The sequence below is a fragment of the Specibacter sp. BI4 genome, assembly GCF_056680095.1.
This window is the reverse complement of record NZ_CM155265.1, coordinates 4,141,779-4,156,002: the sequence shown is the minus strand read 5'-3', so window position 1 is coordinate 4,156,002 and position 14,224 is coordinate 4,141,779. Positions and strand designations below refer to the sequence as shown.

The window sequence follows — 14,224 nt, the reverse complement described above, 5'->3', positions numbered from 1 at the left end:
TTTCCATGGTGGATCGTGTGGAACCGGCCCAGCCCGGCCAGGCGGCTGGCAACGCTGCGGCCAATGCGTCCGCGGTTCCCAGCGATGTGGCACCCAGCGATGCGGCGCCCGCCGTCGAAGCCCCAAACGACAGCGTGCCCAACGCCGGAGGCGCGCCAAACGACAGTGCGTCCGCTGTGGAAGCGCCCGCCGTCGTCCTGCCCCACACCTGGCAGGAAGCGCGCGACCGTGCGTGGGAGGTTGCCCTGCCGCTGCCCGCCCACACCGTTCCGCTCGCATCGGCCATCGGGCGGATCCTGGGCGCCGACGTCTTCTCCCGCCACGCCATGCCCCATTACGCTTCCTCGGCCATGGACGGCTGGGCTGTTGCCGGCAGCCCGCCGTGGATCATCGCTGCCAAAGGGGACAAGCTCACCGCGGGCCAGGCCGTTCCCATTCTCACCGGGGGCCTCATTCCGCGCGGCGCCAAGTCGGTGCTGCGCAGTGAGTCCGGCACGCTGTCCACAGACGACGACGGACTGCCGGTCCTCGTGCGCGGTGATGCAGCCCGTCCCGGCGAACCAAAGAATGGCCAGCACATCCGGCCGGCCAGCCAGGAAGCGGAGGCAGGGGAGCGGTTGATTGAGGCCGGCACCACGTTGAACCCCGCCCATGTGTCCTTGGCGGCCCTGGGCGGCCTGGACGAACTTCAGGTCCTCGGCAGGCCGGCCGTAAAAATCGTTCTGACGGGCGACGAGGTGGTGCCCTCCGGCATCCCCGAACCCGGCTTTGTCCGGAACGCTTTTTCCCCGCAGCTTGGCGCAGTCGTCGCCATGCTGGGCGGCTCCGTTGTCGGGCTGCAGCGGGCGGGGGACACCCTGGCCTCAATGCTGGACGCCCTCGTCGACGACGAAGCTGACCCGGCCGACGTCGTCATCACCACCGGTGCCACCGGCCACTCGAGCGCCGACTTCCTGCGGGAGGCCATCACGGCCATGGGCGGCACCTTCCACGTCCCGCAGATCGCCATGCGCCCAGGCCACCCCACGCTGCTGGCCGAACTGCCCGACGGCCGCTTCATCGTGGGCCTGCCCGGCAATCCGCTGGCCGCCATGGTCGGCCTGATGACACTCGGCGCCCCGCTGCTGGCGAGGCTGGGAAGCCTGCCCCGGCCGGCCACCACGGAGGTGGCCTGTGGCTCGCCCATCAAGGAATACCAAGGGCCCACCCGCCTGATGCCGTACAAGCTGGTGTACGGCCTTGCCTCTCCGTGCGCCAACAGCGACTCCGCCATGATGCGCGGGCTCGCAGCGGCCGACGGCGTCATGGTTGTCCCGCCGCACGGCGCGAAAATGGGTGAGACGCTCAGCGCGATGGCGCTCCCATGGACGTGAGTTTCACCTGTCCGGACGGCCGCACGCTGCAGGGAAACCACTTCGAGGTGCCAGACGGCGTGGCGCGGCTGGGCACTGTCGTCATCGCCTGTGCCACCGCCGTCAAGGCGAACTATTACCACCGCTATGCTGCTTTTCTGGCCGACAACGGTTTCGCGGCCGTCACCTTCGACTATCGGGGGATTGGGGCATCACGCGGCGGCTCACTGCGCGGGCAAAAGGTGCGCTGGTACGAGTGGGGCTCCCTGGACATCGACACCGTGCTTGCCTGGGCGCTGGACCAGTCGGCCGGGCTGCCGGTGCACCTTGTGGGCCACAGCTTTGGCGGGTTCGGCGTGGGGTTGGCCGGGCATGCGGCCGGACTCTCACGGATTCTCACCGTGGGCGCCCAACACGCGTACTGGCGGGACCTGCGGTTCAAGGACAAGGCCGCCCACTGGGGCCGGGCCGCCATCACAGTCCCGCTCGTTGCCGTGTGCGGCTACTTCCCCGCCAGGCGCCTTGGCGTGATGGAAGACCTCCCCGCCGGTGTGGCCCTTGACTGGGCCCGCAGCCGCAAGAACTTTACGACGGCGGCGGCCGGCTCCCAGCGGGACGCCCTGCGCGCGCACCAGGCCGCCGTAACGGCTCCCATCCTGGCCCTGGCCCCGAACGACGACTCCTACGCCACCATTCCGGCCATGGAGAGGGCCGTCGCCTACACGCCCAACAGTGCGGCCCGCATCCTCCACCTGCGCCCTGAAGACTACGGCGAAACAACCCTTGGCCACTTTGCCTTGTTCCACAGCCGCTACCGGGACACGTTCTGGGAACAGACAGTGGCCTGGCTCAAGGGTGGCGACTGGGTGGAGACTGGCTCAACCCGCGCCGCCCCGTGAACCCAGACGCTCCCGCACATCCGGGGCGTTTTCGATAGACGCTCCTGCAGGTCCGGGGTCAGGCGTTGACTGAAGATGGCAGCGGAACGTGGGCGCCGCCGTCGAGCTTGTCATCCGGAATGGCGGCGGCGAGCTCCCGGGCCCGGATCAACGAGGGCAGCCACAAAGCTGAGGCGGTCGCAAGGACAAGGACCGCAGCACCGACGTAGACGGCGGGGATGGCGGCGTCCACGAACCCCGTGGGCGTGAGCTGCCCGCCGGCACCGGTGAACACGGCCGTCAGGACAGCCACGCCCAGGGCAACACCAACTTCACGCAGGGTGGCGTTGGTGCCGGAGGCCTTGGCATGGTCGTCCTGGTGCATGTTGGCCAGGACGGCCGTGGACATGGGCGCGAAAACCAGCCCCATGCCAATCCCGGCGGCCAGGAATCCGGGCACGATCATGGGGTAGCTGACATTGACGCTGAGGACGGCGGCGAGCCAGAACATGCCCACAGTCAGCAGGGCCAGGCCGGTGATCATCAGGGTGCGGGTGCCCAGGCGAGGTGCAAGCAGGCCCGCCAGCGGGGCCACGACCATGGGAGCGAGCGTCCACGGCATGGTCAGCACGCCCGCTTGCAGGGGACTGTAGCCCTGGACCACCTGCAGGAACTGGATCAAGAGGAACACCGAGCCAAAGATGCCGAAGCTGAAGGTCGGGCCCACGATGTTGGCAACTGTGAAACTGCGGTCCCGGAACAGGCGCAGGGGCAGCAGCGGCGCCGTCGTCCGCATCTCCCAGAGAACGAAGGCAAACAGCAGGACGCTGCCGCCGATCAGCGGGACGAGCACCTGGGGGCTGGACCAGCCGGCCGTGTTGCCGCGCACGATGCCGAACACGAGTCCCAGCAGGCCGAATCCGGAGAGCGCCAATCCAACGACGTCGGCACGGACCCGGGCGCCGAAGCTGTTGGGCAGGCCCAGCAGCACCAGGGGTACGGCGATGAAGCCGAGCGGGACGTTGAGCCAGAAGATGGCCTGCCAGTTCCAGCCCTCCACCACGGCTCCGCCGACCAGCGGGCCCAGGGCCACGCCGAGGCCGGAAACGCCGCCCCAAATGCCGATGGCCAGGGGGCGGCGGGCCCTGCTGACCGATCCGGCCAACAAGGTGAGCGACAGCGGCATGATGGCGGCAGCGCCCAGTCCCTGGGCGGCGCGGGCGGCAATGAGGGCCGTGGGGTCGGCGCTCAAGGCTGCCGCGGCCGAGGCCAGCGTGAAGATGGCAAGCCCGGCCAGAAAGACGCGGCGGCGTCCGAGCCGGTCGCCGAGGCCAACGGCCAACAGCATGAACGTGGCGAAACTGAGCGCGTAGGCGTTGACAACCCACTGCAGTTCTTCGACGCCGGCCCCCAACTTTTCGTGGATCACCGGCAGCGCGTTGGTCACGACCAGGTTGTCCAGGGTGGCCATGAAGACAGGCAATGATGCGGCGGTGATGGCCAGCCAGGTGGGGATTTGGCGTTTCATGGGCTTCGATTCTTCAGGTGCATAGCTTCACTAAGTAATCAGGTGATTACTTAAAAAGCAACGTTAGTTATCAGCTGATAACATGTCAAGCATGGATATCTCTTCAGTTTCGGATCCATCCGCCCGCCTTGTTCGCATGCCCGCCCAGGAGCGCCGCGAGCTGATCCTGGAAGCGGCCACGGCGGTTTTTGCTGAGCGCGGCTATGCCGGCGCCACGACCGCCCAGGTGGCGACGGGGGCCGGCATCAGCCAGCCGTATGTGGTGCGGATGTTCGGCACTAAGGAGAAGTTGTTCCTCGAGGCGCTGGACCGATCCCTGGGCAAGCTGATGGACAGCTTCCGTTCCGTCATTGCCGATTATGACGGCGGCCGGCTCGCCGAGAAGGTGGCGGCACTCGGCCCGGAGCGGGGCACCGGACGGCAGGCCCACCTCAAGGCGCTGATGTCGTTTGCCTATGCAGACCTGATCCAGGACCGCGGCATTCTCCTGATGTTGATGCAGTCGTTCATCTCCGGCCACGAACCCGTCATCGGGGCCCGCGCCCGCGAGGGGTTCGTGGGCATCTACCGGCTGCTGCGTATTGAGGCTGGCATGGGCGAGGAGCCCGCACGTGACTTCCTGGCCCACGGGATGCTGATGAACACACTGATCAGCCTGCGCCTGACGGACCTCTACGGCCAGGATGGGGCCGTCAGCGAACTGCTCGAATGCACCATGGGTGCCAAGCTGCCACTGCTCCTGGCCCACGAAACGCAGGGCTGAGCCGCCGTGGGACGCCCTGGGCTGGGAGCGGCCACCGGGCCGGCGCGGCGGCACCGAAGCCGGAGGTCCCGGAGCGGGGATGGATTTTGCTTGCGAGGCACGAGCGGCAAAATCTTACTGCCCGCGAGGGGCCTCCGGCGAAGGTGGCGGAAGTCGGACAGGGTTAGGCCGTCACGGGCTCCAGCCGAATGACCACTGACTTGGACGTGGGCGTCCCGCTGACGTCGGCCTTGGAATCCAGCGGCACCAGGACGTTGGTTTCCGGGTAGTACGCTGCGGCACAGCCCACGGGCGTGGAATAGGCAACGACGCGGAAGTCGGGGGCGCGGCGGTCCACGCCGTCCTTCCACTCGGAGACCAGATCCACCATGGTCCCGTCGGCAATGCCGAAGGAGTCCAGGTCCTTTTGGTTGACGAAGACCACCCGCCGGCCGTTCTTGATGCCGCGGTACCTGTCATCCTTGCCATAGATGGTGGTGTTGTACTGGTCGTGGGAGCGCAGGGTCTGCAGGAGCAAACGTCCCTCGGGCACCTTCGGGTATTCCAGCTCATTGGCCGTAAAGTGGGCCAGCCCGGAATCCGTGGTGAAGGTGCGCGAGTCACGCGGACCGTGCGGCAGGACAAAGCCGCCGGGCAAGTCGATTTTCGCCTCAAAGTCCTCAAAGCCCGGAACCACCGCGGCAATGTGGGAACGGATCTGGCTGTAGTCGCCCGCCATGGCATCCCAGTCGGCGACGGGCGCACCCGGGCGGATGCCGCCGTCGGCCGTTTCAAAAAGCAGCTTCGCGAGCCGACACACAATCGCCACCTCGGAGAGCAGCATGTCCGACGCCGGTGCCAGCCGCCCGCGAGAGGCGTGCACGGCGCTCATGGAGTCCTCCACGGTGACGCGCTGGTCGCCGCCGGCCTGCGTGTCGCGCTCGGTGCGGCCAAGGGTGGGCAGGATCAGGGCCGAGCGGCCGGTGACGAGGTGCGACTTGTTGAGCTTGGTGGAGATTTGTGCCGTCAGCGACAGCTTGTTGAGGGCCGCCTCCGTGACGTCAGAGTCCGGGGTGGCGCGGACGAAGTTGCCGCCCATGCCCAGGAAGACGCCGGCCTTGCCGTCCCTCATGGCCTCGATGGCGGCGACGGTGTCGAAGCCGTCGGGGCGCGGGGAGGCGAAGGAGAACTCCGCATCCAGGGCGTCGTGGAAGGCTGCGGGCATCCGCTCAAAGATGCCCATGGTGCGGTCGCCCTGGACGTTGGAGTGGCCGCGGACGGGGCAGACGCCGGCGCCGGGCTTGCCAATGTTGCCCTGCAGCAGCAGCACGTTGACGACGTCGCGCAACATGGCAACGGAGTGCTTGTGCTGCGTCAGCCCCATCGCCCAACAGACAACAGTTGCCTTCGACGCAAGCAGGCGTTCGCCAGTGGCCCTGATCTGTTCCTCGCTCAGGCCGGAGGCCGTGACAATTTCGGCCCACGTGACGTGCTCGAGCTGCTCCAGGTACTCGCCAAGTCCGGTGGTGTGGGCGTCGATGAACTCAGTGTCAAAGACGCGGCCCGCGTGCGGGGAGCCCGTGCGGCGCTGCTCCTCGAGCAGGAACTTGCCCAGGCCCTGGAACAACGCCTGGTCGCCTCCGAGCTTGATCTGCAGGAAGTCGTCGGCCAGTGCCGTGCCGCCGCCCACGAGTCCGCGGACGGTCTGCGGGTTTTCAAAGCGCATCAGCCCGGCCTCGGGGAGCGGGTTGATAGCCACGATCACGGCACCGTTTTTCTTGGCCTTTTCCAGTGCAGTCAGCATGCGCGGGTGGTTGGTGCCCGGGTTTTGCCCGGCGATCAAGATCAGCTCAGACTTGTAAATGTCCTCCAGCGACACCGAGCCCTTGCCGATGCCAATGGTCTCGGTCAGTGCCGAGCCGCTCGACTCGTGGCACATGTTGGAACAGTCGGGCAGATTGTTGGTGCCCAGCCCGCGGACCATGAGCTGGTACAGGAACGCGGCCTCGTTCGAGGTGCGCCCGGACGTGTAGAAAATAGCCTCGTCGGGATCCTTCAGGGCCTTGAGCTCGTCGGCCAGAATCCCCAACGCGCGCTCCCACGTGACCGGCACGTAGTGGTCACTGCCCTCCGCCAGGTACATGGGATCGGTCAGGCGTCCCTGCTGGCCCAGCCGGAAATCGTCCCAGGTGCGCAGCTCGCTGACGCTGTGTTCTGCAAAGAACGACGGCGGCACGCGCCTCTTCGTCGCTTCCTCGGCGACAGCCTTGGCCCCGTTTTCACAGAACTCGGCTTTGTGCCGCTTATCGGATTCGGGCCAGGCACAGCCCATGCAGTCAAAGCCGTCCTTTTGGTTGATCTGCAACAAGGCTTGGGCTGACCGCAGCGGCCCCATTTGCTTGAAAGAGATCTCCAGGGCGTGCACGATTCCTGGAATGCCGACAGCCTTCTTTTGTACACTGCCAACTGTGAGCTTCTGCTCATCAATGTTTTCTTGGGGCGCTTTGCCAGCCATGATGGGTCCCTTCGCCGTGGAGCATCTAGTCTGATCCTAGACGCTTTACATATTTGGAGGATTTCATGGGACGGCTGGTGCAGCGGGTCAAGGCCACAAAGATCGATATCGCCAACGGGCGGCGGGTGGTGCGCGAGGAAGCGCTGGCGGCTGAGGAGCCGCTGGAAATTCGTTTGGGGCACGAATCTTTTTCCGTCACGATGCGCACTCCGGGGGACGATTTTGATTTAGTGGCTGGTTTTTTGGTCTCCGAGGGCATCATCTTTGAGCCGGAGGAGCTGATATCCCTGCGGTTTTGTGCCGGCGAGGATGAGAATGGCCAACAGACCTTCAACGTGGTGGAGGCCCAGCTGCGCCCCGATGTGGCCCTGCCGCTGCCGGCTGCCCACCGCCACGTGACCACCTCGAGTGCCTGCGGAATTTGCGGCACGGCCTCCATCGAGGGCGTGCGGAAATCTTCACATTTTGGCATGTCCGCGCCCGTCGACGAGCCCTTCATCGGCGCTTCGGTCCTGGCCGGCCTGCCCGACACCCTGCGGGAGCAGCAGAAACTTTTTGACAAGACCGGCGGCGTCCACGCTGCCGGGTTGTTTTCCCCGGATGGGGAGTTGTTGACCCTCCGGGAAGACGTTGGCCGGCACAACGCCGTCGACAAGGTGGTGGGGTCGGCGTTCCGGGAAAGGCAGCTGCCCCTGGCCAACACCATCCTGCAGGTGTCGGGTCGGGCCTCGTTTGAGCTCGTGCAAAAGGCCGCGATGGCAGGGGTGCCGGTGCTCGCGGCCGTGAGTGCGCCGTCGTCCCTGGCCGTTGAACTGGCGCACAGCACCGGGGTGACCCTGGTCGGGTTCAGCCGCGGCACCACGATGAACGTGTACACGCACCCGGAGCGCGTGGCCTGAAACTACTTGCCGGCGTAGCCGCGGATCTCATCCACTGTGGGCGTAATGTTCAAGCCGAGAACATCGGGACGGACGCCGGATTCCCCATCGCCTTCGGTGAAGACGTAATATGACACGGACGTGGCACCCCTGGCGGAATCGGCAGCTCCGGCAAAGGCCTGCAGCGACTCGTCCAAAACAGCCTCCAGCTCGGCACCGGGGGAGGCGGTGATGCGCACAGTGATGCGGCGACTCACGCCTGCACTGTTTTTGTATTGCGTATGTGCCGACTCCACATCCGGCACCACGTTGAGGGCGGCGTCGATGTCCCTGACCATGCCGGCTCCGGTGCCGGCGCACCCGGCCAGAAACAGTATGAAGATTGCGGCCATGGCTAGCAAACCCGTTACTGTCAGCTTCGCCCTACTCCGCATTGTTGGCGAAATCGATGATGTCCCGGGCGGACGGCTTCTGCGGCAGGCCGACGGCTTCGGGGTTGATGGTGTTCTCCTGCCCCTCCTCGGTCACCTGAAATGAGATGTTCGTGGACGGGCTCATGTCGGCAGAAGCGCCGGCAAAGGCGACGAGGGAATCGTGCATAACCGTCTCCAGTGACACGGTCCCGGCCGCGGCCGTGATGCGCACATTGGCGGCGGACCCCATGCCGGTGGTGACGTTGTATCTTGCCTTCACTTCCACGACGTCGGCAACTTGGGAGATTGCGGCCTTCAGATTCACTGCCACGGAACCGGAATCACCGGTCTTGCCGTTTCCGCAAGCCGCCACCACGGCCGTCAGGATGCATGCGCCAACGACCAATCCAAATCGGCGGCGCATTTGCCCATTGTTGCTGTCTGCACGGCTTTTTCGGTCCAGCACCAAGGTCGGGTTAGCTGGCATAGTTGCGAATTTCTTCCACCGTGGGGGATTGTGTCAGCCCGAGTGTGTCCGGGCGGATGCCGTTCTCCTCGTCGCCGTCGGGGAACACGTAAAACTCAACCTTGTTCACCGGCTTGAGCGACCCTGCCGCCCCTGAAACGGCGCGCAACGAGTCGGCCAGGACGGTTTCAAGCTCGGCAGCTGGATCAGCGGTGACCCGGACATTGATGACGGCGCCCATGCCGCCCGGGTCCGTGTAGCGCACTTTGCTGGTGACTACGCCGGGCGTGGCCGCCAGGGCAGCCGTGGCGTCGGCAACAAACGTGTCTCCGACTTTCTGCGGACTGCTGAAGCCGCAGGCACTGAGTAGCCCGGATAAAAGTCCCACGAGCAAGAGAATACCAATTTTGCGCACCATGATCGTCCTTGTCGTGTTACTTGCGGCTGAAATCAATATCCACTGCAGAGACTCTGCTGGGATCATCGGTGATGAATACCTGGGTTGACGGATCGTTCTCGAAGCTCCCAATATCAGGATACTTGCCTGTCTGGGTCAGATCCTGACGGTAGGTGTTTTGATCGTGCATGGCGGGGATCAAGTCGCCGATGGAGCCCGGAAACGGCGGATTATCCGTGGGGACTACATGGACGTTGGGCGGTTGTTGGTAGGTACTTCCGTCACTCATGGCACCCCCGCCATCAAACATGGGGACGATGTCAGCGGGATGCGCGATCGCCAGGTAGTCGATGTTCGGGTCGATTGCGTATGGCTGCGTGGGTGAGCCTGCCGTCAAGACGTTGGTGACGTTGTATTGCTCAGTGAAGCTCGGATCGGTGGCCAGCTCCTGGGCGATCATGCCGCCTTGGCTGTGCCCGGCCAACATTACGGGTGCGTCTGATGGGATGCCAGCCCTTGCCATGGCTTCTGCGACGGCCCTGCTTGCCGCTGATGACTGTCCGGATACAAGCCTGACGTTGCTGGTGTAGTCCAAGGGGTTGCTGTTTCCGTTGGCCGTGTTGGATTCGGTGCCCGGGATATTGACGATGTAGGCGTTGGTGCCGTTGGGCTGCATGACCGACACGATGCGTACACCTGCTGTCGTGTCGCCGTTCGCGTCCGTGGCCGCATAGGCACCCAGAACACCGTCGAAAATCGCAGCCACGCTGTTTGGTTGCGTCAGCGGAGATTCACTGCTGTGGGTCACCGCCTGCGGATCACTGACTTCCACCTGTCCGTCGTCGAACCATTTCGGATTCACGGCGCCCCCCGTCACAGTTGTCACAGCGGCGTCAATGCCGCTTCCCACAACAAGGCTCAGCGACGCCAAAACGGAAATCGTGGAGGGCGGCCCGTCAAAAAGAGCTCTAATGGGCATGGTTGCCAGATGACCCAGATTCCCGAGAAAGCTGAGGTTTGAGTGGACGACCGGGTTGGCCAGAATTTCTTGTCCGAGCCAACCCAGCCCGTCCTTGACCGTGTCCACGGCATTGCCAACGCCGTCCTTGACGCCATCAACAATATTGCCGACGCCGTCCTTGACGGTGTCAACAACATTGCCAACGCCGTCGGTGAAGTCATCCCACAGGTCCTTCCCGGCGTCGACAATTTCATCCCACAGCCCGCCACCGCCGCCATTGTCCACGGCACTGGCACGTTCCTGCTCGGCAATTTCGCGCAGCACCACCGATGCGATGCTCTCCAATTCCTTGGCTGTCTCGTTTAGCCTGGCGCGGTTTCCCGGCCATTGCGAACGGAAACGATGGCTGTCGGGCCCCTGCCACCCCGTGCGGGCGATGGTTTGGTTCAGCTGCGCACCGGTGCGGTCCAGCTGGTGGGCGGAACTTTTCAGCAACTTGACCAGGTCCAGGCAGTCCTGCGGGTCAAGGCCCTGCATCCCGGCGGTCATTTGGCTGCCTCCTTCTTGGCCGCAGCCAATGCGTCGTGCGCGCCAACCACGGCATAAACGAGTTCGTTGGCGATGTGTCCGGCCGGCACCTCGGTCAGGCGCAGCTCGGGGGTGTCACCGCTGCGGGTCGTCACCGAATACAGCTGCTCGCCCTTGACCGACCACATTCCCGCCCATACCCTGGCCGGCAGACCCTCCGCTGCCGTCACAACACTGAGCGTGATGTTGGCGTCCTCGTCGTTGACCAGGCCGGCCGCCGGTTCCGGCAGCGTTGCCGGATCGGTGCCGGCGCCGAGAACCACGGCGGGCACGGAGTCCAGGGGCGCGGCCTTGGCGGCTGCGCGGACGACGTCAAGGGGCGGCAGCAGTCGGGCAGTCGCACCCCACACGTTTTCCTCGTCAAAAAGCGTGATTTCCATGCTGTCCTCGCTGCCGGTAATGACAGTTTCCTGCCCCTCACGCTCGGACAGGTGTCGCTGGTGGGCGGCCAGACCGCGCCCGGCACGCAGGCCCAGGACACTCGTGGTGCTGACGCCGTTGTAGGTGGCACGGGCCGTGACGGTGATGGGAGCCGTCAACAGAAGTGCGACGGCGCCCGTCCACTGCCGCCTCACCTCGCCCGGTGCCGGGGACATGTCGAGCGCGTTCAGCTCGGCCCAACCCGCTGCTGCGGCTTCCTCGCTGAGCCCGGCGGGGGACTCGGCGCCTTCGGCCGGTGCGGTGGCGGGAAGACCCAGTGTGGCGCTGGTTGATTCACACAACAACTGCCATGCGGCGGTGCTGAGCTGGAGACGGCGTAGAACGATGGGACGCGGTGCGGCTGGTTCGGTCATGAAATTCCCCTGAGGCAAGGTCGGACGGCCCGGACAACGGGCACTGGGATCAACTTCGTACCAAGTTACGTCACTGCAACGGTCCCGGCGATGGGGTGCACTGCCCATGCCGCTGCCAACGCGTTCCAGGCCCGCCCACCGAACCTTCTCCCGCCCCAGCAACTGCCACCTGGATCCAAAGCGGTGGGGAGGGGAGTGCGGCTAGATTTCGTGCAGCAGCCGGCGCACAAACGCCTGGGTGCGTTTTTCCTTCGGATTGCGCAGCACCTGGCTGGCCGGTCCGCGTTCAACCACGACGCCGCCGTCCATGAACACGACCTCGTCGGCCGTCTGGCGGGCAAAAGCCAGCTCGTGGGTGACGATCACCATGGTCCAGCCTTCGTCGGCGAGTTCCTTGATGACGCCAAGGACATCGTCCACCAGCTCCGGATCCAAGGAGGAGGTGGGCTCATCAAAGAGCAGCAGCTGCGGCTTCAACGCCAGTGCCCGCACAATGCCAACGCGCTGTTGCTGCCCGCCGGAGAGCTCAAAGGGGTGGGCGTCCTTCTTTTCCAGCAGCCCCACCCGGGCCAGCAGCCTTTCAGCTTCCGCGACGACCTCGGCGCGGGGCCGCTTTTGCACCTGCACAGGTCCCTCGATGACGTTTTGCAGCACCGTCATGTGGGGGAACAGATTGTAATGCTGGAACACCATGGCGCTGCGGTCGCGCAAGGCGGCAAGCTGCTGGGCGCGCCCCTTCTTGGAGTCGGGAGCCTGGCCAAAGTCAATCGTCAGGGCCCCGTCAGCGCCGTGGACCTTGTCCGCGGAAGCGTCGCGGGCACCCACCGTGACGGACCCGGCGTCGGGCATCTCCAGGCCGTTGAGGGAACGCAGGATGGTTGTCTTGCCCGACCCGGACGGGCCGATGAGCGCCACGACCTTGCCTCGGGGGACGTCGAGGTCGATGCCGCGCAGCACGGTGTTGGTGCCGAACGCCTTGGTCAGGCCGCGAAGCTGCAGGACCGGCTCATGCAGGACGGAATCAGTGGGCGACATAGCGGTCCAATCTCTTTTCCACACGGGTTTGGGCGGTCGACAGGATCAAGCAGATCACCCAGTAAATCAGCGCCGCCTCAAGGTAGAGCAGCATGAACTCCTGGCTGAACGCGGCAACCTGCTGGGCGACCCGGAACATCTCGGTGACAAGGATCAAGGAGGCCAGGGAGGTGTCCTTGATCAGTGAGATGAACGTGTTGGACAGCGGCGGCACGGAGACCCGGGCGGCCTGCGGCAAAATAATGCGCAGCAGCGTCTGGTTCCGGGACATGCCGATCATGTGGCCTGCCTCCCACTGGCCGCGGGGGACCGAGAGAATGGCGGCGCGGATCACCTCGGCCGCATAGCCGCCCACATTCAGGGAGAAGGCGATGATGGCGCTGGGCCAGGGATCTATCTTCACGCCAATGGCCGGAAGCCCGTAGAAAATGACGAACAACTGCACCAGGAGGGGAGTGCCGCGGATGAGCGAGATGTAGACCCGCCCCACGCCGTTGGCCAGTTTGTTGGAACTGATGCGCATCATCGCAATGAGCAGCGCAATCACCAACCCCAGCGCAAACGATGCCAGGGTCAGCGGGATGGTGCCCTGGACGGCGCCTAGAAGCAGGGGCCCCAGGGAACTCCAAAAAAGATCAAAGTCCATGGCTGAACTCTAACTTGCGGGCACGACGGCGGTTTGCTTGCCCGGCGCGGCGCGCCGCACTACTTGCTGAAGTCTTCGCCAAAGTACTTTTCACTCAGCGTGGTCAGCGTGCCGTCGGCGGACAGGTCCTTCACTGCGGTGTTGACAGCCTCGTTCAGCGCCGTGGAGCCCTTGCGGAAGGCAAACGATGAATCCGAGGATTCCGTGGTCGTTGCGGCGATCTTCAGGCCCGAGTCGGGCGTATTTTTGAGGTAGTCAAGGACCGTGAGCTTGTCGTTGACGATGGCGTCGACACGGCCGTCCTTGAGTAGCGACACCGACTGCGCCCAACCCTCGACGGCTTCAACCTTGGCGCCGCTTTCGGTCGCCAGTGTGTACCAATTGCTGGTCAGGGACTGGGCTGTCGTTTTTCCTTTGAGGTCCTCGACGCTGGAGATTTCGGTGTTGTCCTCCTTTGTCACGACCACGCCATGGGACACCGTGTAGGGGGTGGAAAGTTCATACTTTTCCTGGCGTGTGGGGTTCACCGTCACCTGGTTGGCGATCGCGTCAAAGCGCTTGGCCTCCAACCCGGCAAAGATGGAATCAAACTGGGTTTCCTCAAACTTGGCCTTGACGCCCAGCTTTTCCGCGACGGCCTTGGCCACCTCAACGTCATAACCGGTGAGCTCGCCGGCACCACCTTCGTGGAAGGTGAACGGCTTGTAGGTGCCTTCGGTGGCGAACACGATCTCGCCGGCGTCCTTGACGCTGCTCAGGGACGTGTCGCCGCCGGAAGACGAGTCGTCGCCGGTGCCGCCGCCACATGCGGCCAGGACCAACGCTGCTGCTGCCAACAGGCCAACGACTCCGAAGTTGCGACGATTCATGATTGCTGGTTCCTTTGCTGTGCAGGATCAATCGACGTGAAAGACCCACCGGGCCGCGAAGTTGTTGGGTCGCGGTGCACCCATAGTTGGACGCTACCATCCACAAACATCAAAACAAGAGAGAATATTTCACAATGTGACACACTTATTAAGCGGGTGATT

Annotated in this window: 14 protein-coding genes; 4 read left to right on the top strand and 10 right to left on the bottom strand. The window is 64.7% G+C overall.

Annotation, left to right across the window (positions count from 1 at the left end):
• Positions 1 to 5: 5 nt before the first annotated feature.
• Together AC1L6K_RS18810 and AC1L6K_RS18805 are read left to right on the top strand one after the other, a co-directional pair.
• Positions 6 to 1,373 carry a molybdopterin molybdotransferase MoeA gene (locus AC1L6K_RS18810; RefSeq protein ID WP_480950355.1) on the top strand — a complete coding sequence of 456 codons (1,368 nt, stop codon included), beginning with the start codon at positions 6 to 8 and terminating at the stop codon, positions 1,371 to 1,373.
• Positions 1,364 to 2,251 (top strand): alpha/beta hydrolase family protein, encoded by an 888-nt coding sequence (locus tag AC1L6K_RS18805; RefSeq protein ID WP_480950354.1) that lies wholly within the window; start codon positions 1,364 to 1,366, stop codon positions 2,249 to 2,251. Before AC1L6K_RS18810 ends, AC1L6K_RS18805 begins: the two co-directional genes overlap by 10 nt.
• Positions 2,252 to 2,309: 58 nt before the next feature.
• Here the strand turns inward: AC1L6K_RS18805 and AC1L6K_RS18800 are convergent, their stop codons facing one another.
• Complete coding sequence (locus tag AC1L6K_RS18800) at positions 2,310 to 3,758, bottom strand: DHA2 family efflux MFS transporter permease subunit (RefSeq protein ID WP_480950353.1); 1,449 nt, start codon at positions 3,756 to 3,758, stop codon at positions 2,310 to 2,312.
• 91 nt (positions 3,759 to 3,849) lie between these two features.
• Between AC1L6K_RS18800 and AC1L6K_RS18795 the strand changes: the two genes are divergently transcribed.
• Positions 3,850 to 4,521, top strand: coding sequence for a TetR/AcrR family transcriptional regulator (locus AC1L6K_RS18795; protein WP_480950352.1), 672 nt, complete (start codon positions 3,850 to 3,852; stop codon positions 4,519 to 4,521).
• 163 nt (positions 4,522 to 4,684) lie between these two features.
• Here the strand turns inward: AC1L6K_RS18795 and AC1L6K_RS18790 are convergent, their stop codons facing one another.
• Complete coding sequence (locus AC1L6K_RS18790) at positions 4,685 to 7,015, bottom strand: FdhF/YdeP family oxidoreductase (protein ID WP_480950351.1); 2,331 nt, start codon at positions 7,013 to 7,015, stop codon at positions 4,685 to 4,687.
• A 65-nt stretch (positions 7,016 to 7,080) separates the two neighbouring features.
• Here AC1L6K_RS18790 and fdhD point away from each other — a divergent pair, with 65 nt between their 5' ends.
• A complete protein-coding gene (fdhD, locus tag AC1L6K_RS18785) occupies positions 7,081 to 7,914 on the top strand; it encodes a formate dehydrogenase accessory sulfurtransferase FdhD (protein ID WP_480950350.1) in 834 nt (277 codons plus the stop codon).
• Between the two features lie 2 nt (positions 7,915 to 7,916).
• Here fdhD and AC1L6K_RS18780 read toward each other — a convergent pair whose 3' ends face one another.
• The 8 genes from AC1L6K_RS18780 to AC1L6K_RS18745 form a co-directional block, all read right to left on the bottom strand.
• A complete protein-coding gene (locus AC1L6K_RS18780) occupies positions 7,917 to 8,285 on the bottom strand; it encodes a hypothetical protein (protein ID WP_480950349.1) in 369 nt (122 codons plus the stop codon).
• Positions 8,286 to 8,316: 31 nt separating this feature from the next.
• Positions 8,317 to 8,730, bottom strand: coding sequence for a hypothetical protein (locus tag AC1L6K_RS18775; RefSeq protein WP_480950348.1), 414 nt, complete (start codon positions 8,728 to 8,730; stop codon positions 8,317 to 8,319).
• Positions 8,731 to 8,782: 52 nt separating this feature from the next.
• Positions 8,783 to 9,190 carry a hypothetical protein gene (locus AC1L6K_RS18770; protein WP_480950347.1) on the bottom strand — a complete coding sequence of 136 codons (408 nt, stop codon included), beginning with the start codon at positions 9,188 to 9,190 and terminating at the stop codon, positions 8,783 to 8,785.
• 16 nt (positions 9,191 to 9,206) lie between these two features.
• The gene (locus tag AC1L6K_RS18765) at positions 9,207 to 10,679 is read right to left on the bottom strand and encodes a WXG100 family type VII secretion target (protein WP_480950346.1); all 1,473 of its coding nucleotides are present in this window, start codon (positions 10,677 to 10,679) and stop codon (positions 9,207 to 9,209) included.
• Positions 10,676 to 11,512, bottom strand: coding sequence for a hypothetical protein (locus tag AC1L6K_RS18760; protein ID WP_480950345.1), 837 nt, complete (start codon positions 11,510 to 11,512; stop codon positions 10,676 to 10,678). Before AC1L6K_RS18760 ends, AC1L6K_RS18765 begins: the two co-directional genes overlap by 4 nt.
• Positions 11,513 to 11,713: 201 nt before the next feature.
• The gene (locus AC1L6K_RS18755; protein WP_480950344.1) at positions 11,714 to 12,547 is read right to left on the bottom strand and encodes an amino acid ABC transporter ATP-binding protein; all 834 of its coding nucleotides are present in this window, start codon (positions 12,545 to 12,547) and stop codon (positions 11,714 to 11,716) included.
• Entirely contained in the window at positions 12,534 to 13,193 is a 660-nt protein-coding gene (locus tag AC1L6K_RS18750; RefSeq protein WP_480950343.1) for an amino acid ABC transporter permease, read from the bottom strand. Before AC1L6K_RS18750 ends, AC1L6K_RS18755 begins: the two co-directional genes overlap by 14 nt.
• Positions 13,194 to 13,252: 59 nt before the next feature.
• Complete coding sequence (locus AC1L6K_RS18745; RefSeq protein WP_480950342.1) at positions 13,253 to 14,062, bottom strand: amino acid ABC transporter substrate-binding protein; 810 nt, start codon at positions 14,060 to 14,062, stop codon at positions 13,253 to 13,255.
• Positions 14,063 to 14,224: the final 162 nt, after the last annotated feature.

Bases quoted from the DNA above. Each gene is read 5' to 3' on its own strand.
- AC1L6K_RS18810 (WP_480950355.1), top strand. From the start codon at position 6: ATGGTGGATCGTGTGGAACCGGCCCAGCCCGGCCAGGCGGCTGGCAAC.
- AC1L6K_RS18805 (WP_480950354.1), top strand. From the start codon at position 1,364: ATGGACGTGAGTTTCACCTGTCCGGACGGCCGCACGCTGCAGGGAAAC.
- AC1L6K_RS18800 (WP_480950353.1), bottom strand. From the start codon at position 3,758: ATGAAACGCCAAATCCCCACCTGGCTGGCCATCACCGCCGCATCATTG.
- AC1L6K_RS18795 (WP_480950352.1), top strand. From the start codon at position 3,850: ATGGATATCTCTTCAGTTTCGGATCCATCCGCCCGCCTTGTTCGCATG.
- AC1L6K_RS18790 (WP_480950351.1), bottom strand. From the start codon at position 7,015: ATGGCTGGCAAAGCGCCCCAAGAAAACATTGATGAGCAGAAGCTCACA.
- fdhD (WP_480950350.1), top strand. From the start codon at position 7,081: ATGGGACGGCTGGTGCAGCGGGTCAAGGCCACAAAGATCGATATCGCC.
- AC1L6K_RS18780 (WP_480950349.1), bottom strand. From the start codon at position 8,285: ATGGCCGCAATCTTCATACTGTTTCTGGCCGGGTGCGCCGGCACCGGA.
- AC1L6K_RS18775 (WP_480950348.1), bottom strand. From the start codon at position 8,730: ATGCGCCGCCGATTTGGATTGGTCGTTGGCGCATGCATCCTGACGGCC.
- AC1L6K_RS18770 (WP_480950347.1), bottom strand. From the start codon at position 9,190: ATGGTGCGCAAAATTGGTATTCTCTTGCTCGTGGGACTTTTATCCGGG.
- AC1L6K_RS18765 (WP_480950346.1), bottom strand. From the start codon at position 10,679: ATGACCGCCGGGATGCAGGGCCTTGACCCGCAGGACTGCCTGGACCTG.
- AC1L6K_RS18760 (WP_480950345.1), bottom strand. From the start codon at position 11,512: ATGACCGAACCAGCCGCACCGCGTCCCATCGTTCTACGCCGTCTCCAG.
- AC1L6K_RS18755 (WP_480950344.1), bottom strand. From the start codon at position 12,547: ATGTCGCCCACTGATTCCGTCCTGCATGAGCCGGTCCTGCAGCTTCGC.
- AC1L6K_RS18750 (WP_480950343.1), bottom strand. From the start codon at position 13,193: ATGGACTTTGATCTTTTTTGGAGTTCCCTGGGGCCCCTGCTTCTAGGC.
- AC1L6K_RS18745 (WP_480950342.1), bottom strand. From the start codon at position 14,062: ATGAATCGTCGCAACTTCGGAGTCGTTGGCCTGTTGGCAGCAGCAGCG.